This is a genomic window from Rhodococcus sp. 14-2470-1b (assembly GCF_002259415.1).
In the GTDB taxonomy this organism is placed as follows: Bacteria; Actinomycetota; Actinomycetes; order Mycobacteriales; family Mycobacteriaceae; genus Rhodococcoides.
Genome location: NZ_NPFY01000019.1, coordinates 146,868 through 172,910 on the forward strand (window position 1 = coordinate 146,868; position 26,043 = coordinate 172,910).

General features: G+C 64.6%; 26 protein-coding genes. 14 read left to right on the forward strand and 12 right to left on the reverse strand.

Translation table 11 applies throughout. From position 1 onward, the window contains the following. From CH293_RS14975 to CH293_RS14995, 5 genes are all read right to left on the reverse strand, one after another. Window positions 1–1,329 carry an LLM class flavin-dependent oxidoreductase gene (locus tag CH293_RS14975; RefSeq protein WP_094720660.1) on the reverse strand — a complete coding sequence of 443 codons (1,329 nt, stop codon included), beginning with the start codon at window positions 1,327–1,329 and terminating at the stop codon, window positions 1–3. Then, window positions 1,326–2,081 (reverse strand): ABC transporter ATP-binding protein, encoded by a 756-nt coding sequence (locus tag CH293_RS14980; RefSeq protein ID WP_255122865.1) that lies wholly within the window; start codon window positions 2,079–2,081, stop codon window positions 1,326–1,328. Before CH293_RS14980 ends, CH293_RS14975 begins: the two co-directional genes overlap by 4 nt. After that, window positions 2,057–2,953 carry an ABC transporter permease gene (locus CH293_RS14985; protein WP_094720662.1) on the reverse strand — a complete coding sequence of 299 codons (897 nt, stop codon included), beginning with the start codon at window positions 2,951–2,953 and terminating at the stop codon, window positions 2,057–2,059. The genes CH293_RS14980 and CH293_RS14985 overlap by 25 nt, the downstream gene beginning before the upstream one ends. Then, window positions 2,953–4,038: an ABC transporter substrate-binding protein gene (locus CH293_RS14990; RefSeq protein ID WP_255122866.1), complete on the reverse strand. Its 1,086-nt coding sequence runs from the start codon at window positions 4,036–4,038 to the stop codon at window positions 2,953–2,955. Before CH293_RS14990 ends, CH293_RS14985 begins: the two co-directional genes overlap by 1 nt. Window positions 4,039–4,104: 66 nt before the next feature. Beyond that, a complete protein-coding gene (locus CH293_RS14995) occupies window positions 4,105–5,964 on the reverse strand; it encodes an FAD/NAD(P)-binding domain-containing protein (protein WP_094720663.1) in 1,860 nt (619 codons plus the stop codon). A gap of 216 nt (window positions 5,965–6,180) precedes the next feature. Between CH293_RS14995 and CH293_RS15000 the strand changes: the two genes are divergently transcribed. Next, entirely contained in the window at window positions 6,181–7,467 is a 1,287-nt protein-coding gene (locus tag CH293_RS15000) for an NtaA/DmoA family FMN-dependent monooxygenase (protein ID WP_094720664.1), read from the forward strand. 285 nt (window positions 7,468–7,752) lie between these two features. On the opposite strand, the gene CH293_RS15005 is transcribed toward CH293_RS15000, so the two are convergent. From CH293_RS15005 to CH293_RS15020, 4 genes are all read right to left on the reverse strand, one after another. Then, window positions 7,753–8,382 carry a hypothetical protein gene (locus CH293_RS15005; RefSeq protein ID WP_094720665.1) on the reverse strand — a complete coding sequence of 210 codons (630 nt, stop codon included), beginning with the start codon at window positions 8,380–8,382 and terminating at the stop codon, window positions 7,753–7,755. 13 nt (window positions 8,383–8,395) lie between these two features. Beyond that, complete coding sequence (locus tag CH293_RS15010; RefSeq protein WP_094720773.1) at window positions 8,396–9,109, reverse strand: aminoglycoside 3'-phosphotransferase; 714 nt, start codon at window positions 9,107–9,109, stop codon at window positions 8,396–8,398. A gap of 65 nt (window positions 9,110–9,174) precedes the next feature. Beyond that, a complete protein-coding gene (locus CH293_RS15015) occupies window positions 9,175–10,857 on the reverse strand; it encodes an HNH endonuclease signature motif containing protein (RefSeq protein WP_094720666.1) in 1,683 nt (560 codons plus the stop codon). Window positions 10,858–10,993: 136 nt separating this feature from the next. Continuing rightward, window positions 10,994–11,464, reverse strand: a complete 471-nt coding sequence (locus tag CH293_RS15020) for a GNAT family N-acetyltransferase (RefSeq protein ID WP_037107609.1) — start codon at window positions 11,462–11,464, stop codon at window positions 10,994–10,996. Between the two features lie 211 nt (window positions 11,465–11,675). Between CH293_RS15020 and CH293_RS15025 the strand changes: the two genes are divergently transcribed. The 3 genes from CH293_RS15025 (at window position 11,676) to CH293_RS28585 (ending at window position 13,755) form a co-directional block, all read left to right on the forward strand. After that, window positions 11,676–12,608: a sulfite exporter TauE/SafE family protein gene (locus CH293_RS15025; RefSeq protein ID WP_037107605.1), complete on the forward strand. Its 933-nt coding sequence runs from the start codon at window positions 11,676–11,678 to the stop codon at window positions 12,606–12,608. Window positions 12,609–12,774: 166 nt separating this feature from the next. Continuing rightward, on the forward strand, window positions 12,775–13,593 hold the full coding sequence (locus CH293_RS15030; RefSeq protein ID WP_094720667.1) for an alpha/beta fold hydrolase: 819 nt from the start codon (window positions 12,775–12,777) through the stop codon (window positions 13,591–13,593). Window positions 13,594–13,629: 36 nt separating this feature from the next. After that, window positions 13,630–13,755, forward strand: coding sequence for a hypothetical protein (locus CH293_RS28585; protein ID WP_255122867.1), 126 nt, complete (start codon window positions 13,630–13,632; stop codon window positions 13,753–13,755). A 12-nt stretch (window positions 13,756–13,767) separates the two neighbouring features. On the opposite strand, the gene CH293_RS15040 is transcribed toward CH293_RS28585, so the two are convergent. Next, entirely contained in the window at window positions 13,768–13,974 is a 207-nt protein-coding gene (locus tag CH293_RS15040) for a dodecin (RefSeq protein WP_037107647.1), read from the reverse strand. 457 nt (window positions 13,975–14,431) lie between these two features. Then, a complete protein-coding gene (locus CH293_RS15050; protein WP_094720669.1) occupies window positions 14,432–14,911 on the reverse strand; it encodes a winged helix-turn-helix domain-containing protein in 480 nt (159 codons plus the stop codon). Between the two features lie 165 nt (window positions 14,912–15,076). Here CH293_RS15050 and CH293_RS15060 point away from each other — a divergent pair, with 165 nt between their 5' ends. Continuing rightward, window positions 15,077–15,571, forward strand: coding sequence for a GNAT family N-acetyltransferase (locus CH293_RS15060; RefSeq protein ID WP_094720670.1), 495 nt, complete (start codon window positions 15,077–15,079; stop codon window positions 15,569–15,571). Here the strand turns inward: CH293_RS15060 and CH293_RS15065 are convergent. Then, window positions 15,561–16,427, reverse strand: coding sequence for a formylglycine-generating enzyme family protein (locus CH293_RS15065; protein WP_255122868.1), 867 nt, complete (start codon window positions 16,425–16,427; stop codon window positions 15,561–15,563). The genes CH293_RS15060 and CH293_RS15065 overlap by 11 nt on opposite strands. Window positions 16,428–16,478: 51 nt before the next feature. Here CH293_RS15065 and CH293_RS15070 point away from each other — a divergent pair, with 51 nt between their 5' ends. From CH293_RS15070 to CH293_RS15110, 9 genes are all read left to right on the forward strand, one after another. Next, entirely contained in the window at window positions 16,479–17,840 is a 1,362-nt protein-coding gene (locus CH293_RS15070; RefSeq protein WP_094720671.1) for a sulfatase, read from the forward strand. A gap of 82 nt (window positions 17,841–17,922) precedes the next feature. Further along, window positions 17,923–18,729, forward strand: a complete 807-nt coding sequence (locus tag CH293_RS15075) for a Stf0 family sulfotransferase (RefSeq protein WP_176460017.1) — start codon at window positions 17,923–17,925, stop codon at window positions 18,727–18,729. Further along, window positions 18,726–19,658 carry a sulfate adenylyltransferase subunit CysD gene (gene cysD / locus CH293_RS15080; RefSeq protein ID WP_019663258.1) on the forward strand — a complete coding sequence of 311 codons (933 nt, stop codon included), beginning with the start codon at window positions 18,726–18,728 and terminating at the stop codon, window positions 19,656–19,658. Before CH293_RS15075 ends, cysD begins: the two co-directional genes overlap by 4 nt. Further along, window positions 19,658–21,511: an adenylyl-sulfate kinase gene (cysC, locus tag CH293_RS15085; protein ID WP_094720673.1), complete on the forward strand. Its 1,854-nt coding sequence runs from the start codon at window positions 19,658–19,660 to the stop codon at window positions 21,509–21,511. The genes cysD and cysC overlap by 1 nt, the downstream gene beginning before the upstream one ends. Window positions 21,512–21,601: 90 nt before the next feature. Continuing rightward, window positions 21,602–22,315, forward strand: a complete 714-nt coding sequence (locus CH293_RS15090; RefSeq protein WP_094720776.1) for a GNAT family N-acetyltransferase — start codon at window positions 21,602–21,604, stop codon at window positions 22,313–22,315. Between the two features lie 110 nt (window positions 22,316–22,425). Continuing rightward, the gene (locus CH293_RS15095) at window positions 22,426–22,746 is read left to right on the forward strand and encodes a rhodanese-like domain-containing protein (RefSeq protein WP_094720674.1); all 321 of its coding nucleotides are present in this window, start codon (window positions 22,426–22,428) and stop codon (window positions 22,744–22,746) included. A gap of 29 nt (window positions 22,747–22,775) precedes the next feature. Further along, window positions 22,776–23,672 carry an LLM class flavin-dependent oxidoreductase gene (locus CH293_RS15100; RefSeq protein ID WP_094720675.1) on the forward strand — a complete coding sequence of 299 codons (897 nt, stop codon included), beginning with the start codon at window positions 22,776–22,778 and terminating at the stop codon, window positions 23,670–23,672. Between the two features lie 8 nt (window positions 23,673–23,680). Next, entirely contained in the window at window positions 23,681–25,027 is a 1,347-nt protein-coding gene (locus CH293_RS15105; RefSeq protein WP_094720676.1) for an LLM class flavin-dependent oxidoreductase, read from the forward strand. Further along, window positions 25,024–26,043: an aldo/keto reductase gene (locus tag CH293_RS15110; RefSeq protein ID WP_094720677.1), complete on the forward strand. Its 1,020-nt coding sequence runs from the start codon at window positions 25,024–25,026 to the stop codon at window positions 26,041–26,043. Before CH293_RS15105 ends, CH293_RS15110 begins: the two co-directional genes overlap by 4 nt.

Sequence of the window (26,043 nt, forward strand, 5' to 3'; positions counted from 1 at the left end):
CTACACGGGTACCGCTGTGAACCGGTTGGCCGGACGCGGAAGACCGTAGTGCTCGCGCAATGTGGTCCCGGTGTACTCGCTGCGGAACAGCCCACGGGCCCGCAGAATGGGCACTACTTCGTCGACGAAGATCTCCAGTCCCGACGGCAATGCCGGCGGCATGATGTTGAAGCCGTCGGCTGCACCGCCGAGGAACCATTCTTCGATGGCGTCGGCGACTTGCTCGGGCGTGCCGGTGAACGTGTGGTGTCCACGCCCGCCGCCGAGTCTGCCGATGAGTTCGCGCACGGTGAGCGACTCCCGTCGCGCAAGCTCGACGATCAGCGTGTAGCGACTCTTGGCTTCCTCGATGTCGTCTTCCGCCAACAGATTCTCCGGTAGCTGCTCGTCGAGCGACAGCACCGACGGATCCACCTTCAACGTTTTCGCGAGCTGCAGCAGTGCGTATTCCGGAACGATGAGGCGGTCCAGTTCGGCGTCGAGCGCGCGAGCCTCGGCCTCGGTGGAACCGATCACCGGAACGATGCCGGGCAGAATCTTGATGTGGTCCGGGTCCCGGCCTACGGCGATGGTGCGCGCTTTGAGGTCCGAGTAGAACGCCCTCGCGTCCTCGATGGTCTGCTGCGCGGTGAACACCGCTTCGGCGTACTTCGACGCGAGGACCTTGCCGTCGTCGGACGAACCCGCCTGAACCAGAAGCGGATATCCCTGTACCGGACGCGGAACGTTCAACGGGCCGCGCACGGTGAAGTAGTCACCTCGATGGTCGACGGTGCGAACCCGGTCGTTGTCACCCCACACTCCGGCATCCTTGTCCGCGAGGACGGCGTCGTCGTCCCAACTGTCCCAGAGTTTCTGGGCGACATCGACGAACTCGGCTGCTCGGGCATACCGATCGCCGTGCGCCGGTAACGCGTCGAGATTGAAGTTCTGGGCCGCATCGAGCCCCGCTGTGGTGACGATGTTCCATCCCGCGCGGCCACCGGAGATGTGGTCGAGCGACGCGAACGCTCGGGCCAGGTTGTACGGCTCGTTGTAACTCGTCGTCGCGGTGGCCACGAGTCCGATTCGCTCGGTGACCGTCGACACCGCGGTCAGGATCTGAAGAGGTTCCAGATATCCCGACGGCCGACGACCGACGTCGGCGACGAGCTGGGGGCTGTCGGCGAAGAAGATCGAATCGAACTTCCCTCGTTCCGCGATCTGCGCGAGCCGCTGGTAATGCTTGATGTCGACACCGGCGAGCGGGTCGGACTGAGGTAGACGCCAGGACGACTCGTGATGCCCGGTCGTCATCAGAAAAGCGTTGAAGTGCAATTGCCTTGTCATGCCGTCACTTTCTCGAAAGCGCCCAACGCGGTCAGCAGATCTTCACGCTGAGCGGTGAACCTCGGATCACTGTGTGTACGGGGCGTGTCGAGTTCGACTGTCCTGTCGGAGACGATGCGACCGTCCTGAAGGACGAGTACACGATCTGCGAGCAGAAGAGCCTCGTCGACGTCGTGGGTGATGAACAGAACTGCAGGCGTGTGCGTGGCGCACAACTCGCGCAACAGAGCGTGCATGCGGATTCGAGTGAGTGCATCGAGGGCACCGAACGGCTCGTCCGCCAACAGGAGTTCGGGCTCACGCACCAACGAACGCGCCAGTGCAACGCGCTGCTGCTCGCCACCGGAAAGCTCCTTGGGCCAAGCCTTCTCGCGGCCGGCCAACCCGACTTCGGCCAACGCTGCCTGACCTCGCTCCGCCGCATCGCGGCCGGGAAGACCGAGGATCACGTTGTCCAGCACTCGGGACCAGGGAAGCAGGCGTGAATCCTGGAACACCACGGACCGATTCGCCGGCACCTGGAGTTCACCCGAACCGAGCACGTCGTAGTCCAACTCCGCCAGCGCCCGGAGCAACGTGCTCTTGCCGGACCCACTGCGTCCCAGCAGCGCCACGAACTCACCGCGTGCGATATCGAGATCGATGGCATCGAGCACCACCCGATCACCGAACCCCCGGCTCAACGACCTCGCACTCACCACCCGACCGGCCTGATCCCCGCCCGTTCCTACCCGCCCAGTGTCCGGCGCCATGACAATGCTTTCCTTTCCACTCGCCTGACCAGGAAGTCGCCCACGAGTCCGAAGATCGCGTAGACAACCAGGCCGACGACGATGATGTCGATCTGTCCGTACGTTCGCGCCTGGGTCATCAGGTAACCGATGCCGCTGGTGGCGTTGACCTGCTCGACGACGACGAGGGCGAGCCACGAAATGGTCACGGCCATGCGAAGTCCGGTGAAGAAGCCGGGCAACGCGCCCGGGAGGGCGATTCGCCGGACGAACTGCCACCTGGACAGACCGACCGTCTCGGCGAGCTCGACGTAACGATTGTCGACACTGCGCAACTGTGCATGGGTGTTGATGTAGACCGGGATCAGCACGCTGGTGGTGATGACGATGATCTTCATCGACTCGCCGATGCCGAACCACACGATGAACAGAGGAATGAGCGCAAGCGTCGGGATCGCTCGTTTGATCTGGACCGGGCCGTCGATGATCGATTCTCCGAGCCTCGACAGACCCGACACGAGTGCGAGTACGACACCGATCGCCACACCGAGAACGAGCGAGATCACTGCCCGCTGCAGCGACGTGAGCAGGTTGCTCTGGAGTCGACCGTCGTCGATCAGGTCTCGCGCGGCCTCGACGATGGTCAGCGGTGCGGGCAGGGTCTGAGGATCGAGTATCCCTGCCGCCGAGGAGGCTATCCATGCCACGACCAGGATGAGCGGACCGATCGCGAGACCGTACGGAATGGCCTTACCAGGCCCCAGCCTGCGACGCGCGATCTTCCGGGGTCGTAGAACCGTCGACGACGCCGTGTTCTTCGATGTACCCGTGTTCTTCGAGGTACTGGTGGTCCTGGATTTTCTCTTGTCTCCTACCGGGGTTGCGATTGCCATCAGCTCTCACTCCTGGTGAACGATCCGCCGACTTCTTCGACGGTGCGGGCGCCGACGTCGCCGAACCGGAGGTCGAATCCGTCCGAGGCCTGAACGGACTTGGGTAGCTCACCGGCGTCGTCGATGACATCGATGGTCGACTGCTGCTGCTCCACGAGACTGTCCAACTTGGGAAATGCGTACGCGCCGAGCGAGTCGACGATGCGCCGGCCGTCCTCGGGCGTCAACCCCTGCCCCTCGACGTAGTACTTCTGCAGCCACTCGTCGGGATGCTCGTTGGCCCACTGGACGGCACGCGTGAAGCTGGCGATGTATGCCTGCAGCGCAGCGGCTTTGGCGGGATCCTGAATGGCCTCACGACGGGCGTAGAGGTAGGACAGGCCCGTGGACGTGCCCCCGGACTCCGACGTGTCGATCAGTGTGGTCCCCGGATTGTTCAGAAAACGAGTCAGGTTCGGCTCGTTCAACGGAGCGACGTCCACCTGTCCGGTTCTGATGGCGTCGGGAAACTCCGAGAGTTGCAGACGGACCAGTTCGACGTCGTCGGTGCTCAGATCGGCCTTGGCGAGTGCGCGCAACACGATGGCCTGCTGCGCGGTGCCCTCGGCGTAGGCGACCTTCTTGCCCTTCAGATCGGCCAGTGTCGTGATATCCCGATCCGCAGCTACGGCCAACCGAGTGTTGTTCGGCTCGGATTGAGTGGCGTGGATGATCGGGACGTCCTGGCCGGCGATGAGCGCTTGGATCGGTGGGGTGTCGCCCACTCTCGCAGTATCGGCTGCGCCTGCCCGGAACGCTTCGAGAATGGCCGGGCCACCGACGAAGTTCGCGAACTCGTACTCGAACGGCAGCTTGTCCAGCTCACCCGAGGCGCGGAGGACGGATTGCTGGAACTCGGACTGGTCGGCGATGACAAGCGTGGTGCCGGCCGGGATCTCGGTCGGAAGTGCCGCATCCGACGCAAGTGCGTTCTCCGGAGTGTCGCTGCTCGCGCAGCCGGCGGCCATTCCGACCGCGAGAACAAACGAGGTGAGGGCGACCGTTGCCCTGCGGGTCGATCTTCGGCCTGTCAGGAATGTGCGCATCCGCTCAGCCAACATGCACAGTTAAGCCCTGACAACAGTTTACGTTCCCGTGAATATAAGTATGGATCAGCGTGATTCGTCGGCGTTCGACGCGAGAAGTTCTTCGGCGAGCGCATCGTTGTGGCGGAAGAATCCGGCGTTGGTCCGAGGTCGCGGGAAGGCAGAGGACCAGGTGTGACCCGCGACCCAAGGACCGACCGCGAATCGAGCGGGGTGAACGCTGCCGTCGGAGTGCAGGATTCGGGACCGTCCGTCGACGGAGATCTTGGCGGCACTGCGTTCGTTGGCGCGCACCTCCACCATCTGTCCACGTTCGTGCAGGGAGCGAAGCAGTGCGTCCCCGCTGGATCGGATGGACGCGACGGGAAGTCTGGCGTCGACGAGCGTTCGCGCGGTGACGGTGTCGTCGTGTGACGCGCTCCGAGCCGTGAACACGCCGGCGTTGGTATCGGCACTGAACGTGGTGTCGGGGCCGAGGAACCGAACGATCCCGCTCGACGCGAGCGCGCGCAGCTGTTCGAGACGTTGTGGAGGAGGGCCGCTGGCGATGAAACTGAAGAACGAGTGCAGCCACCCTTCGATGTCCTGCGCTACCGACTCGGCAGGAATTCGACCGCGTCTCAGCAATTCTCCCGTGGTCATGTACACCGACAGCAGCGCGTTGAACACCGCTGCGTCGCTACTGTAGTGATGATCGGCGCGTCGGGCCAGGTCCGATTCGATGTATCCGATGATGCGCGCGGTGGCGTCGTCGACGCTGTCGTACGTCTCACCGGTGAGAGGGCGATCGATCAGAGCGAGATCGATACGGTCGTCGTCTTTGGGTACGAACCGCTCGACCAGGGCTGCCGACTCCTTGGAACCCCAGGCGACAGCGTCGAACTCGATCTCGAAATCCTGCCACGTGCCGGTGGTGCGGTCGGCGTGCGAGGCGAACAGCTCGTGATAGTGAGCGCCGGCAAGCTCTTTCGCTGCGGTCGGCCACACGTCGCGCCGGAAGTCGAGAAACCCGTCCCCGGGGAAGCCGTCGGCGGTGAAGTACTTCGGGAGCGGTGGCCGGGCGGCGGCGATGTCGTAGCCGATCTTCGAGTGGTACGGCACGCCGCGGCGCGAGCCTGCATAGATTGTCGGCTCACGGCCCGACGGCCGGTAGGTCAAAGTTCCGTCCGGTAGCCGCGAGAACGTTCCACCGCGGCTTTCGGCCAGCAACACCATCCAGTCGACGAACGCGAGCCCCAGACCTGCCACGAGGATGGGTTCCGACTCCGGGACGACGTCCGGATCCAGGTCGGCCGTGTACCCGGGCCCGACGTACGTCAGTCCGTGGGTGTCGGCGAACGTGTGCAGATACTTCTCGGCGGACGACGGCAAGGCGTCCGGATGGCCCTGGGACAACAGCACGACATCGACCTCGACCACCGAACCGTCGTCGAGAATCAGGCGCTGCCCGGGCTCGGCGTCGACGAGGTCGACGACGGTCCTGCGGTGCACCGTGACATCCACGGGAGCGTCCGTCACGGCTCTTGCGAAGACCCACTCGAGGTAGCGGCTCTGCAGTGTCCGCGACGCGAACGACCTGGGTGTGAAATCGGCGAGCTCGGCGGTGAGCGCCGGGTCGTCGCGGAGGGATTCGAGGTTGGTCTCGACCCACTCGGCGAGGGTCGGGCCGGTCGAGACCGGCCCGGCGACCACGGTGGTGTCGTCGGTGAACATCGTGACGTCGGCGGCGACCGAGTTCATCCACAGCAGCGGCGGTTGCGAGCCTCGCCAGATGCGGCCGGCGCCGGCAGGAAACGGATCGAAGACGTCAACGGTGACGCGGCGCTCCGGCGTCGCGTCGAGATGGGCGAGCAGTCGCTCGAGGACACCGGTACCGCGCGGTCCCGCACCGACGATCGCAATACGGTGCGCGGGGGTGGTGCTCATAGTTCTGGTGCCTCCGTCGACCCTGGTAGTACCGCCTGATTGTTGCGGGAGTCGCATTGAAGAGTCAACGCAGAATCACGCTGATTCTATTTCTGTTCAGGGCCGTCGGTGCTCCTTAAACTTGTGTGTTGCTCTGCCGCGTGTGCTGTGTCCACGGCGGCTTTCCTGTTCGTTCTCGTTCGTTGGTGAGGTGCAGATGTCCATGGTGTTGACCCGATGAGCAGACGTCGAACACTCAAGACGGTCACCGGGGTCAGCGGCGGCCTCGACGTGTACGACGCCGCGGTCGACCCGACGCGGTCCACCCTCGCGTCGTCGATCGAGATCGCGAAGATCGCCGAGAACAACAAGATCGACGCGTTGTTCGCCGCGGACCTGTTGAGTTTCGGTGCACAGGGGGCGATCGGGGCCCAGGAGCCACTGATCTACCTTGCGGCGCTGGCGGGTGTGACCACGGACATCGGGTTGATCGCGACCGTGACCACGACGTTCCATCACCCGTACAACCTGGCCCGACTGTTCGGGACGCTGGATCACGTCAGTAACGGACGCGCCGCCTGGAACGCGGTGACGTCCTCGCTGGGTGAGGAGAACTACGGAGATCAGGACCTGCCGAGTCCCGAAGAACGGTACGCACGTGCCACCGAGTCGCTCGAAGTGGTGAACGCACTCTTCGACAGCTGGAAGCCGGGCGCGCTGGTGCCGGGTTCCGACGGCGCGGTGTTGGATGCGTCGTTGGTGCGACCCATCGAGTATCGCGGCACGTACTACACCGTCCAAGGGCCGCTGAACATTCCGTCGCTGCCTCAGGGCAGGCCGGTTCAATTCCAGGCCGGACAGTCGGCGGGAGGAATCGAACTCGGCGCTCGTTTCGCCGAAGTCGTGTTCACGTCGTTGTCGACCCTCGAGGATGCCATCACCTACACCAAGACCATCCGAGCCCGCGCTGCCGAGTTGGGGCGCGGTGACGAACTTCCGTTGATCTTCAGTTCGTTCCACGCAACATACGGCGCGACGGAAGCAGAGGCTCGGCAACGGGTTCAGGACTCTATCGACACTCTGGACTTCGTTGCTGGACGTGCACGTTTGGAGGATATGCTCGGCGGTGGCATCGATCTTTCAAAGCTTCCACTGGACAAGCCGGTCCCGGTCGAGTTGCTCCCCGACCCGAGAACAGTCAACCGCCGTCGTGGACGGGTGGAGATCTTCGCCAAACTCGCGTCGGAGGGAAGAACGCTGCGCGAGTTGATCATCGCGTCGAAGGACACCGGGCACTGGGCCGAGTCCGGGACACCCGAACAACTGGCCGACGCAATTGCGCAACGGTACGACGCCGGGGTCCTCGACGTGATCAGTCTCGGCGGTCTCGGTGATCCACGCACACGCGATTTCGTCGAGAACGGATTGCTGCCGGAGCTTCGACGCCGCGGGATCGTCGGAAATGACTATCTCGGCGGCACATTCAGGGAGAATCTCGAACTCCCTCCTCTCGCGCGCTTTTAGGAGCAAGCTCGAGACGGTCGGCTCGGATCCCGCGCAGGGTGTCACCGCGTTGGGTAAGAATCATCGTGATTCGAAGGGTCCCGCAGCGGCGTCCATCGGTCTAGGTTGCAGTGATGACCTGGCTGAGGCGCTTGTTCGACCTGCGATGGTTCGACAGTCACACCGCGTGCGGAGTCGGCTGTGCGCAGGCTGCAGTCGACTTGTCGGTTCACGGCTGAATTGCGACCAGCTGATCGGCGGCTCTCGTTCCTCGGTGTGCTCGGTTCCAGCGCCGGAGCTTCCAGATTACGTGTTGTTGTGCACGACGAAGTCGCTCGCCGATTTCGGATCGACTTCGTCGAGGTAACGACGGCAGGCCGCGTGGTAACGCAGGTCGAACGCTTGTCCCGCCGCGTCGGCGCCGCCGAACGATTCTGCGTCGCGAGTAATGCCGCGGGCACGGGCGGTGTCGAAATCGGTGTCCACGAACACAGTGCTGTCCCAATGCAAGTTCGGCCCCGGTCGCTGTAGAAAAGTGCCGTCGACGACGAGTACTGCCTGTGACGGGGCCTTCGACCTGGGCGCCTCCAACGGTGTATCCGTCGCAAGGTCTATGACTGCTTCCCGGTAGTACCCCGAACCATTCGGCCCGAGCGGCATCAGTACGTGCTCGATCAACGCATCGAAGTCGTAGGCGTCCAAGTAATACCCGTCTGGGGAGAGTCGTCCCCGTCGATGCCTGTGGACTCGAGGGTGGTGAAAACCGTCCATGGACAACGCGATCACAGGACGTCCTCGATCGCGAAGAGCAGAGACGAGTGCGGCCGCAGTAGTGGTCTTTCCCGATGCAGTGATCCCGTCGACGGCCACTCTCACCGTGTGGCCGGGATTCTGGCCGGACACGTGATCGACAACGCTGCTGAGATCGTTTCTCATGTTCTCCCCGCATTCATGTCTCGTCCCAGAGTCGGCAGTAGAAATCCAGTTTCCGGCGGTCCAGTTCGATGCCGTAGCCGTCCAGAACTTCGCTGGTGAACCGATGGCCGTAGTTCCACTCCGTGCTCATGATTGCAGGCGCCAGATCAGCCCATCGGTCGGCGACACCCAGAGAACCCAGGTCGACGTGGGCGAACCAGTTGCCGTCGTTGTCCAGCAGCGTGTTCGGTGCGCACGCGTCGCCGTGACACACCACCGGGTCTACTGGAGGTGCTGTACCGACGGACGGATTCAACCCCAGCTTTTCGGCGGACTCGACTCGGGATTCGATCGACCAGTCGTAGGGGCACGTGGCGCGAGGCACTGCGTCATGGAACGCGCGTAGACCGGTGCCGATGGAGCGGGCAGCGACGGTGGGATTCGCCGTCCAGGCATCGTCGACTGCGTTTGTCCCCGGTAGTGCTACGGTCACCAGCCACTGCGCGTCGGAGTCGGAACCGGCGTCGACAACTTCCGGAACCCGAGTGTAGGCAGAAACCCAGCGTAACTTGTCGGCCTCGACAGTAAGGTCGATCTGCACGTCCAGTCGACACCATTTCACGAACACCTGTCCGGCACGGAAGGTCAGTCCACCTAACTCGTTCAGCCAGACCGGCTCTATCTCGGAGCTGCCTGCGTGGCGCCGCACCACAGGCGGAATCGACACCGAGGAATCCGGACGGGTCACCCTGCCATTCCACCACAGTGCAGTAGTCCGCACAGGTTTGTTTCTCGACGACTGTGCTGCGCCTGTCAGAACGGTGCGGGGTCATCGGTGTCCTCTGCGTAGGACGGCGGGGCGGTGGTGTCTTCGAGATCGGATTCGGGTTTGTCGGTGCGGTGGTGGGGTTGTCGTCGTTTCTTCGGTATGTGGGGTAGGAGTGAGCTCGGGGCCAGGTCGGTTCGGCCGGTGGTGTTTCCGGGGAGGGTGACTGCGGTGGTGCCGGAAGTCGACTTCCAGTATTCGGCGGCTCCGGCGAGCATGGTGGGTGTCCAGGCGCCCATGGTTTTGAGGGAGTGGTGGTACCTGCAGAGGCAGTGGAGGTTGGTGAGGATGGTCCAGCCGCCGCGGGTGGGGTTGTGGTGGTCGAAGGCGATGACGTGGTCGATCTCGCAGCCGGCTGCGGGGACGTCGCATCCGGGGTGGCGGCAGGTGCGGTCGCGGTGTCGGACGAGGTCTGCGAGCGCGGTGCCGGGTCGGTAGGTCAGTGCGCCGGGTGGTGGGGGGGTGAGTCCGCCGTGGCCGTCGGGGTAGAGCGGGACGGCGAGTGCGGGGTTGGTTTTGATGGCGGCTTCGAGTGCATCGATGAGTTGATAGGTGCCGCTGTAGTTTTCGTTGCACTGTCGAGGTGTTGGGGTCGGCGGTGTGGATGGAGTGGGGAGTGCGAGTCCGCTGCGACGTCGACCGCGGCCGAGTGGGTTGAAACTGATGTGCGTCGGTCGTGGTTGTGCCGGGGCAGTGGTGATGCCTGTGCGGTCGGCGAGGTTTGTGGCGTCGGTGAGGATGATGTTGAAGTGACTGTTGGCTGCCAGTTCTCGGGCGTATTCAGGGTCGATGATGCCGTGGCCTGCGAGGTAGGCGGGGAGGTCGCGGAGTCCGAGGAGGGTGTCGACGTCGATGGTGATGCTGGTCAGTGGGGTGCGGCGGTCGGGGAGTTGGGGGTTGGCGGTGCAGGGTTTGTCGTCGTCGGGTGTGCAGGTGCAGGTGAGGTGGGTGTCGCGGTGGATGAGTGCGACGAATGCTGCGGCGAGGCGTTGACTCCGGGTGCGTGGGTCGCGGGGGCAGAGGGTGGCGGCCATTTCGGTGATCAGTTGCCAGCAGGCGGCGGCTTGGGCTGCGGGGAGGTTGGCTTCGAGTGTGGCGATGAGGTCTTTGTCGCGGTAGCGCAGTGAGGTGAGTTTGTCGGTGACGTCTTTGCGGTTGGCTGCGGCTTCGTCGGGTGCGGTTCGAGTGATGATGGCGTTGATTTCAGTGGCGAGGGGGCCCGGGGAGAGGTGTCGGGCTGCGGTGAGGGTTTCGGTTTCGATGCGGTGGGCGGCGTCTGCGGTGAGGCCGGCGGTGGTGCGGTAGATGGCGCGGATGCGTGCGACGTCGATGTCGCCGTCGGCGAATGCGGCGGCGATGGCGGGTAGGCGCAGGCGTAGGTCCATGCCGATCTCGGCGAGGGTGTCGGCGACGGTTTTGGAGCAGCCGAGGGTCGCGGCTGTTTCGGAGGCGGCGTAGTTTCCGGCGTCGGTGATGAAGTCGCCGATCTGGACGGTCTGGTTTATGCAGGAGTCCCAGATCTGCGCGGCAAGTGCGATTTTGCGGGCGCAGGCTTGGTTTTCCTCACGTGCTGCGTCGGCAAGTTGGGTCAGCAGGGTGGGGTCGATGGTGGGTTGTGGTTGTGGTCCTGCGCATCGGGCGAATGTGCTGCGTGGTGCGGTGCGTGGCATACGGTGAACCCCCCGGCTCATGGGAACGTATGTTCGAATATACCGTGACACCCAACCGCGTGCAAGGGTTGTAATGCTGCGGGGCAATCGATTTCGTAGGTGGGGCTGCTACCACATGCCACCGACACAGCGGTGCTCAGCGCACCATCCGGATGGTGACGTAACCGTCGATCCCAAGGAGGTCCTGGGCTGCACCGTCGGGCTCGAAGCCGTTGCGTCGATAGAACTTCATGGCACGTCGGTTCGTCTGGGCGACCCAGAGTTCGGTCGGTTCGTCGGTCAATACAGCATCGAGCAGTAGCTGCCCGACGCCGGTGCCGTGGAACGCTTCCAGAACGTAGAGTGCAAACAGCTTGCGTCGGCCGTCTTCGAGGCCGCAGTGTGCAATCCCGATGATGCCGGAATCCTCCACTGCAACTGCAACATCCTGGCCCTCTTCCTTCGGTTCGAGTACTGTCCGCCAGTGCTGAGTTCGCCGTGTGATCGAACCCTCGTCGAGGTAGGTGTCGGGAACCGACCCTCCGTATGTAGTGCGCCAGGCCTCAGTGTGCATCCGAGCGATCGCCTCGGATTCGTCTCGACCCGGTCTTCGCACTACAGGAGTCATGAAGTCACTGTAGATCGACGGTTCGAGCAAGTAATACAGCGATGGTCATCGGATCCAACGAATTCGCCGAAATCCAGGGTGATTTCAACCCTTGACGTAATACGCGTCGATGGGTTGCATGGGCGGATGTCGAACGCGCTGTTGCCGAGGTGTTGTGGGTCGATCTGACCTGCACCCGAACATTATTCACTCGACTCATGGAGCACACGCAGTGAAAACAATCATTCTTATCGGCATCGTGGGGCTTGCGGCCCAACTCGTCGACGGCGCTCTCGGTATGGCGTACGGCGTCACGACGACGACGCTTCTGCTCGCCATCGGCACCAATCCCGCGGCCGCATCGGCCACCGTGCACTTGGCGGAGATCGGAACCACGTTCATCTCCGGTCTGTCGCACTGGAAGTTCGGTAACGTCGACTGGACGGTCGTTCGGCGGATCGCCCTGCCCGGTGCAGTGGGTGCATTCGTCGGAGCGACGGTTCTGTCCAACCTGTCCACCGAAGCCGCAGCACCCGTCATGGCGTTGATCCTTCTGGGCCTGGGGTTGTACATCCTGATCAGGTTCACCGTCCAGGGGATTCCTCGGGGAAATCTCGGAAAGCCGCTGCGCAAGCGGTTCCTGGCGCCGCTCGGGTTGCTCGCGGGCTTCGTCGACGCCACCGGCGGAGGCGGGTGGGGCCCCGTGGGAACCCCGGCCATTCTCGCCAGCGGACGGCTCGAGCCTCGGAAGGTCATCGGCTCGATCGACACGAGCGAGTTCGTGATCGCGCTCGCCGCGAGCCTGGGCTTCCTGTTCAGCCTCGGCTCGCAGGGAATCAACATCGGCTGGGTCTTGGCGATCCTTGCCGGTGGCGTTGTCGCGGCTCCTCTCGCGGCGTGGCTGGTCCGTCACGTTCCGCCTCGTTTGTTGGGGGCTTCGGTGGGCGGCATCATCGTGCTCACCAACACGCGGAGCCTGTTCCGGAGTGGTTGGTTCGAGCTCAGCGGCGCAGTCCAGGCCACTGCGTACGTCACCATCGTCGTGGCCTGGGTGGGGTGCTTCGCATTCTCACTGAAGGCGTACCTGCAGGACCGCGAGAACGAATCGGCGGACAAGATCTCGGAGGAGGCGAAGACCAATGCGCAAGAGGAAATTGCTGTCTGAGCTCGCCTGTCCACCAGACCGGCCCTGATCGGGTTCGGATCGACCATGTTCGCGGGGCTCACCACGTACGGCGAGTACCACCTCGGCTCGCGCTGACACACCGGAATTACGAACGTGCCCGATTCGAACCATTGACGAGGTTCTGCGCTGGTGGTGGACTTCGAGGATGCCATTCTTCGACGGGGCGCGGGGACCGATCTACTACAGGCACTGGGCCGCGGAGGTGCCGCGCGCGAACGTAGTGTTCCTCCACGGCTACGGAGAACATTCCGGTCTCTATCACCGGTTCGCGGATTCTCTCAGCGCCGACGGTATCGACGTGTGGGCGTTGGATCTGATCGGCCACGGGCTGTCGTCGGGGGACCGCGGGGACTTCGGGTCGCTGCGTGATCTGCAATCGGACGCGGGCACTCTCACCTCGCTGGCCAGGGTGAGTGTGCCCGACGTGCCTGCCGTCGTGATCGGGCACTCGCTCGGTTCGGTTGTCGCGACGCTGTCGGTCCTGGACGAGCCGGATCGCTACGTCGCCGCTGTGATCTCCGGTGCGACGCTGGCTCCCATCCCGTGGTTGGACCCCGACAACGCTCGATTCGATCTCGATCCGAGTGAACTGTCGGCCGACCCGTTCTACCTCGACGCGTTGATCAACGACCCCCTCGCATTCGTCAGTGCAGATTCGGGTCGGCTGTTGGGCACCGAGCTGCAGAGGGCGTGGGACAGGTTCGACCTCGACCTGGCATCGGTGCGGGTGCCGACGCTCGCAGTGCACGGCGACGCCGACACGGTGTCGCCGATCGACAACGTCCGGACCTGGGCGGGACGAGCTCGTGAACTCGAACTCCGCGAGATCGCGGGCGCCAGGCACGACGTGTTGAACGAGACCGGGCATCGTCGAACCGCTGCCATCGTCGCCGATTTCGTTCTCGAACGTGTCGGTGCCGCATCATTTGTCGTCCACGAGGAGGAACCGTCATGGCGAGGCTGACGATCACCGGCGCGTGACGGGCCGCCCTCGCCGACCGTGCCCACCGTCCACGTGCTGATGTATCTGCAGGCCCAGAACATCGACCTGGATTTCTACGACACTCACTTCGCCCCGGGGGCGTACCTGCGCACCCACGCCGAGCATGCCCGGCGCGGGTGGTGAGGACGCTGCACCTCACTCCAGTTTGAACCCGACCTTGATCGTCACCTGGAAGTGAGCGATCGATCCATTTTCGATGTGACCGCGGGTTTCGAGGACCTCGAACCAGTCGAGGTTGTGGAGGGTGGTGTTCGCGCGTGCGATCGCCTTTCGGATGGCGTCGTCCGTGCTCTCGGTGGAGGTTCCGACGATCTCGGTGACACGGTAGATGTTGTCGCTCATGGGTTCTTCGCTCCTCTGTGGTCTGGTGAACTTTCCGACTGCTGATACTTCTCCTGCGATGCCGACTTCGAAACAGAATTGGGAAATCGTGTGCTGTCGGCGCTGGTCGAGGCCGTGCGAGGAAGAATCACCGTGATTCGAAGGGCGGTTTCTCGTTCGACGGCGGACCACGCTCGGGCACCGGCATGCAGTGAACAGCGTCCGGACCTCGGTCGACGAGGCCGAGTTCTCCGAAACTGCAGGGTCTTTCATTCGAGTGCTTGGGTCCAGGCAGAGTGCTGGTCGATCACACGGCACGCTCGTTCGCACGATCCTCGTGAATGCTTCTGATTGCACACCGACCGCTTCGTCACGGCCGGATCGGATGTACCCTGCTGAGCCGATTTGTGTGCACCCAGGAACACCGTCGCCCCAGAACACATCGTCAAGCACGTGGATCGGCCGCTGACAGCCGTGTTCACGCACTGCGTAGTGATGTGGGTTCGGTCACCACGCGCACGCCTGGTTCCGGATCGAATCGGTATCCGGTACCGCGCACCGTGGTCACGAGCCGACCGAACGATCCGAGCTTGGTACGCACTCTCGAAAGATGAACGTCCACACTGCGGCCCAGCCCGCTGCGGGTCAGTTCGTCGCGTCCGACGACGACCCGAGGGTTGCGCACGAGGTGGGAGAAGATCTCGAACTCGGTGTGACTGAACGACACACTCTGTCCGCCGACGACGACGTCTCGTGCAGGTAGATCGATCACCAGTGGCGAGTTGCGGTCGTTGAACCGAACGTCGAATCTCGTCAGGATGCGTGCGTTCGGGGCGAACGTTTCGGTGGTTCGGCGCAGCGCATCCGCGAGCGCGTGCAGTTGCGCCCTGGACAGGCCCTCCAGGGAGGGCGTACCCGTGTCGGAGATGTGCAGCACCACGGTGTCTTCGACAGTCATTCTCTCCCCGGCATGTTGGGTAAGACGGGTAAGTCCCGACGTCGGTCCATGGAAACTTCTCGATGCGCACTTGGGAAGATATTCGCTCGAGGTGATCGAAATCGAGAGGATCTGTGTGATCGAAACCGTTGACGTGCAACGGCCCGCGGTGATGGACTTTTCGGCGTGAACGTCGAGAACGACCTGGTGGCAGTGGCCCTCCGGATCGAGGAGGTCCCGTGGGACCACACCGATGCCGAAGCCTTGCGCGCGGCGATGGCCGCGGAGGTCGGGCCGCGGTACGCCGATAGGGCCGCGGACCTGGCCCGCACGCAGGCGAATGCCGTCGACCCGGACACCGTGCACCGCACCATCGTCGTCTACGCGGGAGACACACCCGTCGGGCACGCGGCCGTCCGATGGAACGCCGGTGACCTGGAACTCAAGCGCATGTTCGTCCATCCGGATCACCGCGGAACCGGAGTGTCCACGGCCTTGCTCACCGCATCGGAGCACGCGGCCCGCGAGCTCGGACTGCCGCGCCTGATCCTGCAGACCGGCGACCGCCAGCCCGACGCCGTGCGCCTGTACGAGAAGAGCGGTTACACGCGGATCCCGATCTTCCCGCCTTACGAGGCCATGCCGTTCTCGAACACCTTCGAGAAAGTCTTCACCGGCTGAGCCTGAATCCGATGTGGCTGCTGGAGGTGTCCTCGGTGACGCCCGATCGCGCCGAGGTTCGGTATCGCCGGCAATAACTGGCGTGGCACAGGTGCGACCCACCGCGGATGACGGCCCGGGTGTCGCGGCGGGCGGCGTCGAACGTTCCGGTGGTCCATTCCCAGACGTTGCCGGTGGTGTTGTAGAGGCCGTAGCCGTTCGGCTCGAACGACCGGACGGGTGCGGTGAACACCGTGTCGACGTGCTCGCCGGGGAACTCACCGCGCCACGTGTTCATCCGGTCGAGCGATTCGTCCGCCCCCCAGGGGAACGGTTGCTGCTCCAACCCGCCGCGCGCCGCGTACTCCCACTGCTCCTCGCTGGGCAACGACGCCCCGACCCACGCGCAGTACGCGTCGGCGTCGCGCCGGGACACGTGGGTGACGGGGTGATCGGCCGCGGGGGTGATCGACGACGCCGGGCCCGACGGCCGCCGCCACGACGCCCCCGAGACGACGTTGAACCACGGCGTCGCGGTGACCGCGGGCGACGAGTCCTCGGCGGGGAGCGATCCGGCGAAGACGAGGGAATCACCGAACTGCTCGGCGTCGGTGACGTATCCGGTCGCGGACACGAACGCGTCGAACTCGGCGACGGTGACCGTCGTCGGCGCGATCGAGAACGACGCGACCTGAACGCGGCGGACCGGACCCTCCAGATCGGCCGGATACGCCAGGGGATCCTCCGACCCCATCAGAAACGTTCCACCGGGCACGTCGACCAGGGTGCCCGGGTCCGCGCCGCGCCCGGGAAGGTCCCGACGCCTACTCGATTCGTTGCGATCGGGCGCACAGCATCCACCGCTCATGCTCACCATGCTGCCACCTGTGCCCCTGAGTGAGGTTCGGACATGTGCTAGGCAATAGGAATGACGAAAGAGAACGTCCTGCTGATCCACTGGCACGATCTGGGGCGGCATCTCGGCGCGTACGGGCACCGTTCGGTATCGAGCCCGCGAGTCGACGCGCTTGCCGCAGAAGGCTTTCTCTTCACCCACGCGCACGCGACGGCGCCGCTGTGCTCACCGTCGCGGGGATCGCTCTTCACCGGCCGCTATCCGCACAGCAACGGACTGGTCGGATTGGCCCACCACGGGTGGGAGTATCGCCCGGGGGTGCAGACGTTGCCCTCGCTGCTCGCCGAATGCGGTTGGCAGACGGCCCTGTTCGGCATGCAACACGAGTCCTCGTTTCCGTCCCGGCTGGGCTTCGATTCCTACGACGTCTCCAACTCGTACTGCGAATACGTCGTGGAGAAGGCCGACGCCTGGTTGCGCGAGGATCGCACCGAGCCGTTCCTCCTGACCGCAGGATTCTTCGAGACACACCGTCCGTACCCCGCCGAGCGGTACACCCCGGACGACGCCGATGCCGTGGAGCTTCCCGACTACCTGCCGGACACGCCGGAGGTCCGCGAGGACCTCGCCGAATTCCACGGATCGATCACCGTCGCCGACGCCGCGGTGGGGGAGTTGCTGGACACGCTCGCGGAGACCGATCTCGACCGTTCGACGTGGGTCGTGTTCATGACCGATCACGGTCCGGCGTTTCCCCGAGCGAAGTCGACCCTGTACGAGGCGGGGACGGGGATTGCGTTGATCGTCAGGCCGCCGACCGATCGCGGCCTGGCGCCCCGGGTCTACGACGACCTCTTCAGCGGCGTCGACCTGGTGCCCACCCTGCTCGACCTCTTGGGTGCACCCGTGCCCGACGAGGTGGAAGGGCTCTCGCACGCAGACAATCTCGCCTCGGGCCGCGCGCCGGTGCGCGACGAGGTGTTCACCTCGAAGACGTACCACGACTCCTTCGATCCCATCCGCGCCGTGCGGACGAAGGATTTCAGCTACATCGAGAACTACGCCGAACGTCCCGAACTCGATCTGCCGTGGGACATCGAGGAGAGCCCGTCGGGCCAGGCCGTGGCCGAATCGGTGCGTTCACCGCGTGCACGCAACGAGCTCTACGATCTGCGGAGCGACCCGGGGGAGACAGTGAATCTGCACGAGGACACTGAGTACCGTGCCATCGCCGAGGACCTGGCTCTGAGGTTGCACACGTGGCGTGAAACCACGCGAGACGTGATTCCGTCGGACTTCGTCGGGTCGCGCATTTCCGACCGCTACACCCACGACTACCTCGTCACGAAAGGCCTGAAACTACCGTCGCGATCTCCGCTGTCGTCCGAGCGCGGAATAGCGGAGGGCACGCAGGACGGTACCGCTGCACACTGAGTTCGGTTTGGCAATGGTTTGACGCAGTAGGATCGAAAACCCTGTTGTGCACAGTATTTCGGTTGTGGCTACTATTCCCGGCATGAGCGATCAGCCGCGTTCGTACCTCGTCCTCGCGTCACAGCGAAGCGGAAGCACCCTGCTCGTCGAATCGCTTCGTACAACCGGGCAGGCGGGCGAACCACAGGAGTTCTTCCAGTACCTCCCGAGTACGTCGCTGGCGCCTCAGCCGCGTGAGTGGTTCGCCGGCGTCGACGACGAGAACATCCTTCGATTGCTCGCGCCGTGGAAGCCCGGAACACCGTCGATGGAGACGCCGCAGGAGTGGCGCGCCCGAATTCTCGACGCCGGGCGCACCCCGAACGGAGTGTGGGGCGGCAAGCTCATGTGGAACCAGACGCCGCTGCTCACCGCATGGGCCGACGGATTGGCAGGCCGGCAGGCCGACGATCCGGACGCCGGCGACCTGAAGACCGCCATAGAGGACGTACTGGGCCCGGACGTTCTGCTGGTGCATGTCGCACGGAAAGACACTGTGGCGCAGGCGGTGTCGATGTGGCGTGCCGTGCAGACCCAGGTGTGGCGTGGCCGTGCCGACCCGGAGGTGGACGCTCGCGCCGAGTACAACGCCGACGGCATCGCTCATCTCCACGCCATTCTGGAGGATCAGGAGCGGCAGTGGGCGCGATGGTTCGGCGAGGCCGGTGTCGAACCCCTCGAAATCGACTACCACGAGCTGGCATCGGACACGACCGGACAGGTCGCCAGGGTGCTCGTCGCCTTGGGGCTCGATCCGGAGTTGGCGCCGCCTCCCGCCCTGCAGCGGCAGGGCAACGACAGGTCGAACGACTGGATCGAGCGTTACCGCGCAGAAAGGATTTCAGTATGACGACCACCGACGAGGTGACCCCCGACGTCACTCACGTGGACGAGCTCCGTGTTCTCGAAGCCGAGGCCGTGCACATCATCCGCGAGGTGGTGGCCGAACTCGAACGTCCCGTTCTCCTGTTCTCGGCGGGTAAGGATTCGATCGTTCTCCTTCGGTTGGCGGAGAAAGCATTTCGTCCGTCACCGCTTCCGTTCCCGGTGATGCACGTGGACACCGGGCACAACTTCCCCGAGGTCATCGAGTTCCGCGATCGCAGGCTCGAAACGGCGGGACACAGACTGATCGTCGCCTCCGTGCAGGAATCCATCGACTCCGGGCGTGCGAGCGAGATCGGTGGCCCCAACGGCTCGCGGAACCGACTGCAGACCAGAACGCTGCTCGACGCCCTCGAGGCGGGCCGGTTCGATGCCGCCTTCGGCGGTGCGCGACGCGACGAGGAACGGGCACGTGCCAAGGAGCGCGTACTGAGTTTTCGAGATGCATTCGGGCAGTGGGATCCTCGTGCGCAGCGGCCCGAGCCGTGGTCGCTGTACAACGGCCGAATCAGACGCGGCGAGCAGGTGCGCGTGTTTCCGCTCAGCAACTGGACCGAACTCGACATCTGGCGGTACATCGAACTCGAAGGCCTCGAGCTCCCGTCGATCTACTTCGCGCACGAGCGCGAGGTGTTCGCCAGAGACGGAATTCTGCTCGCCACATCGGAATTCACATCTCCGGCCGAGACCGAACAGGCCGCGACGGAATGGGTTCGATACCGCACCGTCGGTGATCTCACCATCACCGGCGCCGTCCGTAGCCATGCAACCGACATCGCCGGAGTGATCGGGGAGATCTCGGCCGCGACGGTATCCGAACGGGGAGAGACGCGCGCCGACGACCGGACTTCGGTGGCCGCGATGGAAGATCGCAAGCGCGAGGGGTACTTCTGATGACACGGCAACTACTGCGACTGGCAACCGCGGGCTCGGTCGACGACGGCAAGAGCACGCTCATCGGCCGGCTCATGTTCGACACCGACAGCCTGCCCCTCGATCACCTCGAAGCAGTGACGCGCGACGACGGTGTCCCCGACCTGGCGGCCCTGTCCGACGGATTGCGCGCCGAACAGGAACAAGGCATCACCATCGACGTCGCCTACCGGTTCTTCTCCACCGAGAACCGCAGCTACATCCTCGCCGACACACCGGGTCACGAGCGGTACACCCGCAACATGTTCACCGGCGCATCGACCGCTCACGTCGCCGTTCTCCTCGTCGACGCCCGGGCAGGCGTACTGCGGCAGACCAGACGGCACGCACGGATCTCGTCGCTGCTGGGCGTCCGGCACCTGGTCGCCGCCGTCAACAAGATCGATCTGATCGACTATGCGGAAGACAAGTTCCGCGACGTCGAAGCCGAGCTGCACACGCTCGCCGGCCGTCTCGGCGCCACCGATCTGACGGTGATCCCACTCGCGGCCAAGGACGGCGACAACGTCGTCCACCGATCGACCAACACCCCGTGGTACACCGGCCCCACCTTGCTCGAGTACCTCGAAACCGTCGAACTCGTCGCTCCTGCAACACGTCCGGAGGAACTGCGCCTGCCCATCCAATGGGCGTCGCGACCCACGGCGAACGAGCGGCGACGCTACACCGGTCGCCTGTCCGCCGGAACGCTGCAGGTCGGCGACGCCGTGGTGACACTGCCATCCGGATCTCGCAGTACCGTCACCGCGCTCGACACACTCGATGACAACCGCGCCACCGCGGTGGCACCGCTCTCGGTGTCCATCTCCCTCGCCGACGACATCGACATCGGTCGCGGCGACGTCGTCGTCAGCGGCGTCGAGGCCGCACACGTTCCGGTCCTCGCCCGCGAGATCGAGGCAACCGTCTGCTGGTTCGGCGACACCCCGCTGCGCGCCGGTGATCGTGTCGCGCTCAAGCACACGGCGTCGACCGTGCGTGCGACCGTGCAGGCACTGCACTCCAGGCTCGATCCCGAAACTCTCGACGAGCAGGATCAACCGGTCGAACTGACGCTCAACGACATCGGCACCGTGACACTGCGAACGTCCTCGGTGATCCTCGCCGACCCGTACACGGACAACCGCGACGCCGGTGCCTTCATCCTCATCGACGAGACGTCGAACGACACCGTCGGCGCAGGCACGATCTCCGAGGCCCGCGAGGTCAAACCCGGCGAACAGACCCGCAACGACATCAAATGGCACCCGTCGGCTCTCGACCGCGCCCACCGGTGGTCGTCCACCGGTCAACACGGAGCGACGGTGTGGTTCACCGGGTTGCCGGCGTCGGGCAAATCGACCGTCGCCGTCGCTTTGGAGCGTGCGCTCGTCGAATCGGGCCGCGCTGCATATCTTCTCGACGGTGACAACGTCCGGCACGGATTGTCCGACGACCTCGGATTCACCCCGGGCGACCGAGCCGAGAACATCCGACGCGTCGGGCATCTGACGAGGCTGCTCGCCGACGCAGGCGTCGTGGCCATCGCATCCCTCGTCTCGCCTCTCGAATCCGATCGGGCCGTCGCGCGCGCCCTCAACGACGCTGCAGGTCTCACCTTCGTCGAGGTCGCCGTCAGCACGCCGCTGGAAGAATGCGAGCGCCGCGACCCCAAGGGCTTGTACAAGCGTGCCCGCGCCGGCGAGCTCGAGGGACTCACCGGGATCGACGCACCCTACGAGCCGCCGTCGTCGCCCGACCTGACCATCGACACCACCGGCGCCGACATCGACGACCTCGTGACCCAGGTCCTCGCCGCGCTGGACCGGGGATGAGCACACTCGTCGTCCTCGCAGGAATCGGTGGAGCAGGTGCTGCGTTGGATGGATGTGAGTGAAGGGCAGAGAATTCTCGAAAGGAACACGTTGAGCATCAACTTCCTCGACGAGCAGGCGGGTCACCCGCTCGACGATCCGATTCGCAGTTCACTGCTGGGGGCGCACGCCCGGTTCGCGCGCACGGTGGGCCGCAGTTTTCGCTTCGACCCGGAGGTCGCGCCGTTCCTCGGGCACCCTCCCGTCCTGGAGGCCACCGATTGGAACGACATCGTCGAACTGTTCGGACACGGTGAGATCGTGTCGCTGCGCGGCACCGGGCACGTGATTCCCGACGGCTGGGAGCTGATCGACCAGTTCGGCCTCGTCCAGCTCGTCGGGACTCATCTCGAGACGCGGCCCTACGCGGATGCCGTCGAACTCGGTGCATCCGATGTTCCGGAGATGCTGGATCTCGTCGACCGCACCAAGCCGGGACCGTTCCTGCCGAGGACGTTCGAGCTCGGAACCTACCTCGGGATCCGTGACGCCGATGCCGGGGGTGCGCTGATCGCGATGGCGGGGGAGCGGATGCACCCGGAGGGGTGGACCGAGATCAGCGCTGTCTGCACCGATTCGGCCTACCGTGGTCGTGGCCTGGCCACCGAACTCGTGCGTGCCGTCGGGCACGGCATCCGGGAACGCGGCGAGAAGCCGTTTCTGCACGCGTCGGCGTCGAACGAGAACGCCATTCGGTTGTACCTGTCCATCGGGTTCGAGCTTCGCCAACGCTCGGAACTGACGTTGGTGCGTACCCCGGCCTGAGGTGTCCATTCGACTCAGGCTGATCCCAATCCTTTTTCCTACCTGATCCGTGGGGAAAGATCGATGGTCGATTGAGGCAAGTAATTCCACCTTTTCTCGAAAGTAGGACCATGAGCTCGAACGACGCATCACTGATCTCTCCCGCCGAGGCAGTTTCCGCCACCGCGACATTGATCGACGTCCGAAGTGAGAAGTCGCGAATCGAGTTCGGCACCGTCGCCGGAGCCATCGTCGTCGACAAGGCTGCCGTCGAGGCAGAGTTCGGCGCCCCCGACCGTGATCGCGACGAGCCGATCGTCGTGTTCTGCGGATCCGTCCAGGGCTCCGGCCCCGTCGTCGACGAACTGAAGGGGCTCGGCTACACCGACGTCTCGCACGTGGACGGTGGGTTTCCTGCACTGAAAGAGCACGGCGTCCCCACGGTCGACTGAGTCCATCAGCAGAGAAGGGTGCACACGCAGTGAGCAAAGAAAACGGACTACTTCTGGCTGTCGAACTGGACGGCCGCAACGAATCGCCGAGGGCACTGAAGGAAGCGGTGACGGCCGCCGAACGCGCCGGATTCACCCTCGTCACGTTCGGGGATGCGCTCGTTCCCGAAGCCGACGAAAAAAACCGCATCGACGCGGGGACCCGTGCCGCGTTCGTCTCGTCCACGACGTCGACGATCGGACTGGCGCCGACGGTCCACACGCTCACCACCGAGCCGTTCTTCCTCGCCACCCAGCTGGCCAGCCTCGATCACACCTCGCACGGACGCGGTGCCTGGGTCGTCGGCGCCGACAATCGCAGCGCCGCCCACGACGCAGTGGGATCCACCGTGCGCGACGCCGACGCGATCACGCCGGAGGTACGCGACGTCGTCGATCTCGCACGGCGACTGTGGGATTCGTGGGAGGACGACGCCGTCATCCGCGACACCGCGACCGGCAGGTACCTCGACCCGGACAAGGTTCACCACGTTCGATTCGAAGGAGAGTTCTTCGATGTCGTCGGACCACTCATCACTCCGCGCTCGCCGCAGGGCCAGATCGTCGTCATCGGTCGCGCGGACCTCGGTATCACCGATCTGCTCGACATCGTCCTCGTCGACGATCCGACCTCGGCCGCCGAGCACGACCGGCTGGTGTTCACGGATGTGTCGGTGACGGAGGATGTTTCGCCGCTCGTCGGCGTTGTCGACGGAGTTCGGTTCACGCCGGCATCCGCCGGGGAGTTCGGTGACCTGATCGACCGGGTCGCGCCCGCACTGGCCGAGGCGGGGGCACTGCGCCGCCCGGAACCGGGCCGCACACTCCGAGAGAACCTCGGACTCGACCATCCCGTCAGCCGCTACGCCGTGACGGCACAGAACTAGGAGAACTCTTGTCGACCATCGACAGCCATCCCGACACCGGTGCCGCCTACGACGAGAACGCACAGATCCACCTCGGAGTCTTCTACCCCGGCATCGGTGCCCAGACCGTGTGGGAGGACCCGAACGCCCCCGACCAGGTCGCCGCGGACACGTTCGTCGAGGTCGCACAGAAGCTCGAACGCGGACTGTTCGACGCCTTCTTCCTCGGTGACGGCCAGCGCGTTCGCGAGAACCGCGGCGCCATCCTGTCCACCGACATCGCGGGCCGCCCCGACGCCATCACCCAACTCTCGGCACTCGCGAGCGTCACCGAGCGCATCGGGCTCGTCGCAACGCAGAACACCACGTACAGCCTTCCGGTCGAACTTGCTCGGCGCCTCGCGAGCCTCGACGCGCTCTCCGAGGGGCGCGCAGGCTGGAACATCGTCACCACCGACAATGCCTGGACCGGTGAGAACTTCCGGCGCGGCGGGTGGCTCGCCCACGAACGTCGATACGAGCGCGCAACACAGGTCGTCGAACTTGCCAAGCAGTACTGGGCCGGTGAGAAGATCGGCTCGGACACCGACCTTCTGACGGCGCACGCGACGCCGAACGTCCCGGCCAGTGCACAAGGTCGACCGATACTGTTCCAGGCCGGCGACTCGACGGGCGGACGCGATCTCGCTGCGCGTCACGCCGACGTCGTGTTCTCGGCCAACAACGCCTACGACGACGCCGTCGCCTACGCCCGCGATCTCCGTACCAGAACCGCGGCGTTCGGGCGGGCGGCGGATGCCGTGAGGATTCTGCCCGGCGTGACAGTCGTCCTCGGGGACACTCCCGACGAGGCCGAGGAGAAGGTACGCTGGCTGCGATCCAACGCGCACAACGGTGTTCGCGCCATCGCGTTCCTCGAACACTACTGGGGCAAAGACCTGTCGGCGTACGACCCGGAGGGTCCGCTCCCGGACATCGATCCGGTGGACACCGAGCTCGATCCGTCCAGAGGCACGCTGTCGATCGACGCGCGCACCGGGAAGTTGGACCAGATCGAGCGGTGGCGAAAGCTGGCGTCGGACAAGGGGTTGTCCATCAGAGAGCTCGTTCTCGAAGTATCGCCTGCGTCGCGTTTCCACTCGGGTACGCCGGCCCAGGTCGCAGACCGCTGGACCGAGCTGGTGCGCCACCGCGTCGTCGACGGATTCAACATCAACCCCTACCACCTGCGCGACGGTATCGACGACCTCGTCGACAAACTCGTTCCTGCCCTTCAGGAACGTGGCGTCCACCGCACCGAATACACATCCACCACATTGCGTGGCCACCTCGGTCTGGACGACGAGCACGCCGCATCGGACCGAAAAGCGTCGTGACCTACTCAGCAGCGGAGAACCGCTACGACAACGCGCAGTTTCGCCGAAGCGGCAGAAGCGGATTGACGCTTCCCGAGTTCTCGCTCGGTCTGTGGCAGAACTTCGGCGACAACCGCAATTTCGAGACCCAGCGCGAGATCATCCTGCGTGCCTTCGATCTGGGAATCACGCACTTCGATCTCGCCAACCGCTACGGTCCACCATTTCGTGCCGCGGAGAAAGTGTTCGGTCGCGTACTCGGTAGCGATCTCGGGCAGTATCGCGACGAGATCGTCATCGCGTCGAAGGCAGGCAACCCCATCGGCGCGAGCCCGTACCTGGCCGGTGGCGGACGGAAGACACTGCTCGATTCCATCGACATCACCCTGCGTGACCTGGGAGTCGATCACGTCGACATCTTCTACTCGCACAGCCCGGACCTCGACACGCCGCTGGAAGAGACCATCGGAGCCCTGGCCTCCATCGTGGCGCAGGGCAAAGCCCACTACATCGGCATCTCCAACTACACCGCCGAGCGCGCTCACGACGCGGCGATCATCGCGGAGAAGCTGGGCACACCTCTGCTCGTGCACCAATCCAGGTACTCCATCTTCGATCGGACCGTCGAACGGAGTGGTCACCTGGACACTGCAGCTCAGGACGGCACCGGTGTGGTCGCCTACTCGCCGCTGGCACAGGGACTGCTCACCGACAAGTACCTGCAGGGCACCGTGCCTGCGGATTCACGCGCCGCCGACAGTGCTTTCCTGAACGCCGACGACATCTCCGACGTCTACCTCGCGCGAGCCGCCGCGCTGAACACGATTGCGCAGGCACGTGGTCAGTCGTTACCTCAGCTGGCGTTGCAGTGGGTTCTTCGCCGTCCGGAGGTCACCACTGCGCTCATCGGTGCGAGCTCGACCGCTCAACTCGAACACAACCTGGCAGCAACCACTTTCGCCGATCTGGACGACGCCGAGCTCGCCGCCGTCGACGAGCACGGAGTGCACGGAACGGTGCTGCGCCCGAAGAAATAG

What these genes read in the sequence shown, in the direction of transcription:
- CH293_RS15095 (WP_094720674.1), top strand. Translation starts at nt 22,426, where the DNA reads ATGAGCTCGAACGACGCATCACTGATCTCTCCCGCCGAGGCAGTTTCC.
- CH293_RS15050 (WP_094720669.1), bottom strand. Translation starts at nt 14,911, where the DNA reads ATGACTGTCGAAGACACCGTGGTGCTGCACATCTCCGACACGGGTACG.
- CH293_RS15030 (WP_094720667.1), top strand. Translation starts at nt 12,775, where the DNA reads ATGCCATTCTTCGACGGGGCGCGGGGACCGATCTACTACAGGCACTGG.
- cysD (WP_019663258.1), top strand. Translation starts at nt 18,726, where the DNA reads ATGACGACCACCGACGAGGTGACCCCCGACGTCACTCACGTGGACGAG.
- CH293_RS14975 (WP_094720660.1), bottom strand. Translation starts at nt 1,329, where the DNA reads ATGACAAGGCAATTGCACTTCAACGCTTTTCTGATGACGACCGGGCAT.
- CH293_RS15005 (WP_094720665.1), bottom strand. Translation starts at nt 8,382, where the DNA reads ATGAGAAACGATCTCAGCAGCGTTGTCGATCACGTGTCCGGCCAGAAT.
- CH293_RS14995 (WP_094720663.1), bottom strand. Translation starts at nt 5,964, where the DNA reads ATGAGCACCACCCCCGCGCACCGTATTGCGATCGTCGGTGCGGGACCG.
- CH293_RS15075 (WP_176460017.1), top strand. Translation starts at nt 17,923, where the DNA reads ATGAGCGATCAGCCGCGTTCGTACCTCGTCCTCGCGTCACAGCGAAGC.
- CH293_RS15040 (WP_037107647.1), bottom strand. Translation starts at nt 13,974, where the DNA reads ATGAGCGACAACATCTACCGTGTCACCGAGATCGTCGGAACCTCCACC.
- CH293_RS15020 (WP_037107609.1), bottom strand. Translation starts at nt 11,464, where the DNA reads ATGACTCCTGTAGTGCGAAGACCGGGTCGAGACGAATCCGAGGCGATC.
- CH293_RS15070 (WP_094720671.1), top strand. Translation starts at nt 16,479, where the DNA reads ATGACGAAAGAGAACGTCCTGCTGATCCACTGGCACGATCTGGGGCGG.
- CH293_RS14990 (WP_255122866.1), bottom strand. Translation starts at nt 4,038, where the DNA reads ATGCGCACATTCCTGACAGGCCGAAGATCGACCCGCAGGGCAACGGTC.
- cysC (WP_094720673.1), top strand. Translation starts at nt 19,658, where the DNA reads ATGACACGGCAACTACTGCGACTGGCAACCGCGGGCTCGGTCGACGAC.
- CH293_RS14985 (WP_094720662.1), bottom strand. Translation starts at nt 2,953, where the DNA reads ATGGCAATCGCAACCCCGGTAGGAGACAAGAGAAAATCCAGGACCACC.
- CH293_RS15065 (WP_255122868.1), bottom strand. Translation starts at nt 16,427, where the DNA reads ATGGTGAGCATGAGCGGTGGATGCTGTGCGCCCGATCGCAACGAATCG.
- CH293_RS15000 (WP_094720664.1), top strand. Translation starts at nt 6,181, where the DNA reads ATGAGCAGACGTCGAACACTCAAGACGGTCACCGGGGTCAGCGGCGGC.
- CH293_RS15015 (WP_094720666.1), bottom strand. Translation starts at nt 10,857, where the DNA reads ATGCCACGCACCGCACCACGCAGCACATTCGCCCGATGCGCAGGACCA.
- CH293_RS14980 (WP_255122865.1), bottom strand. Translation starts at nt 2,081, where the DNA reads ATGGCGCCGGACACTGGGCGGGTAGGAACGGGCGGGGATCAGGCCGGT.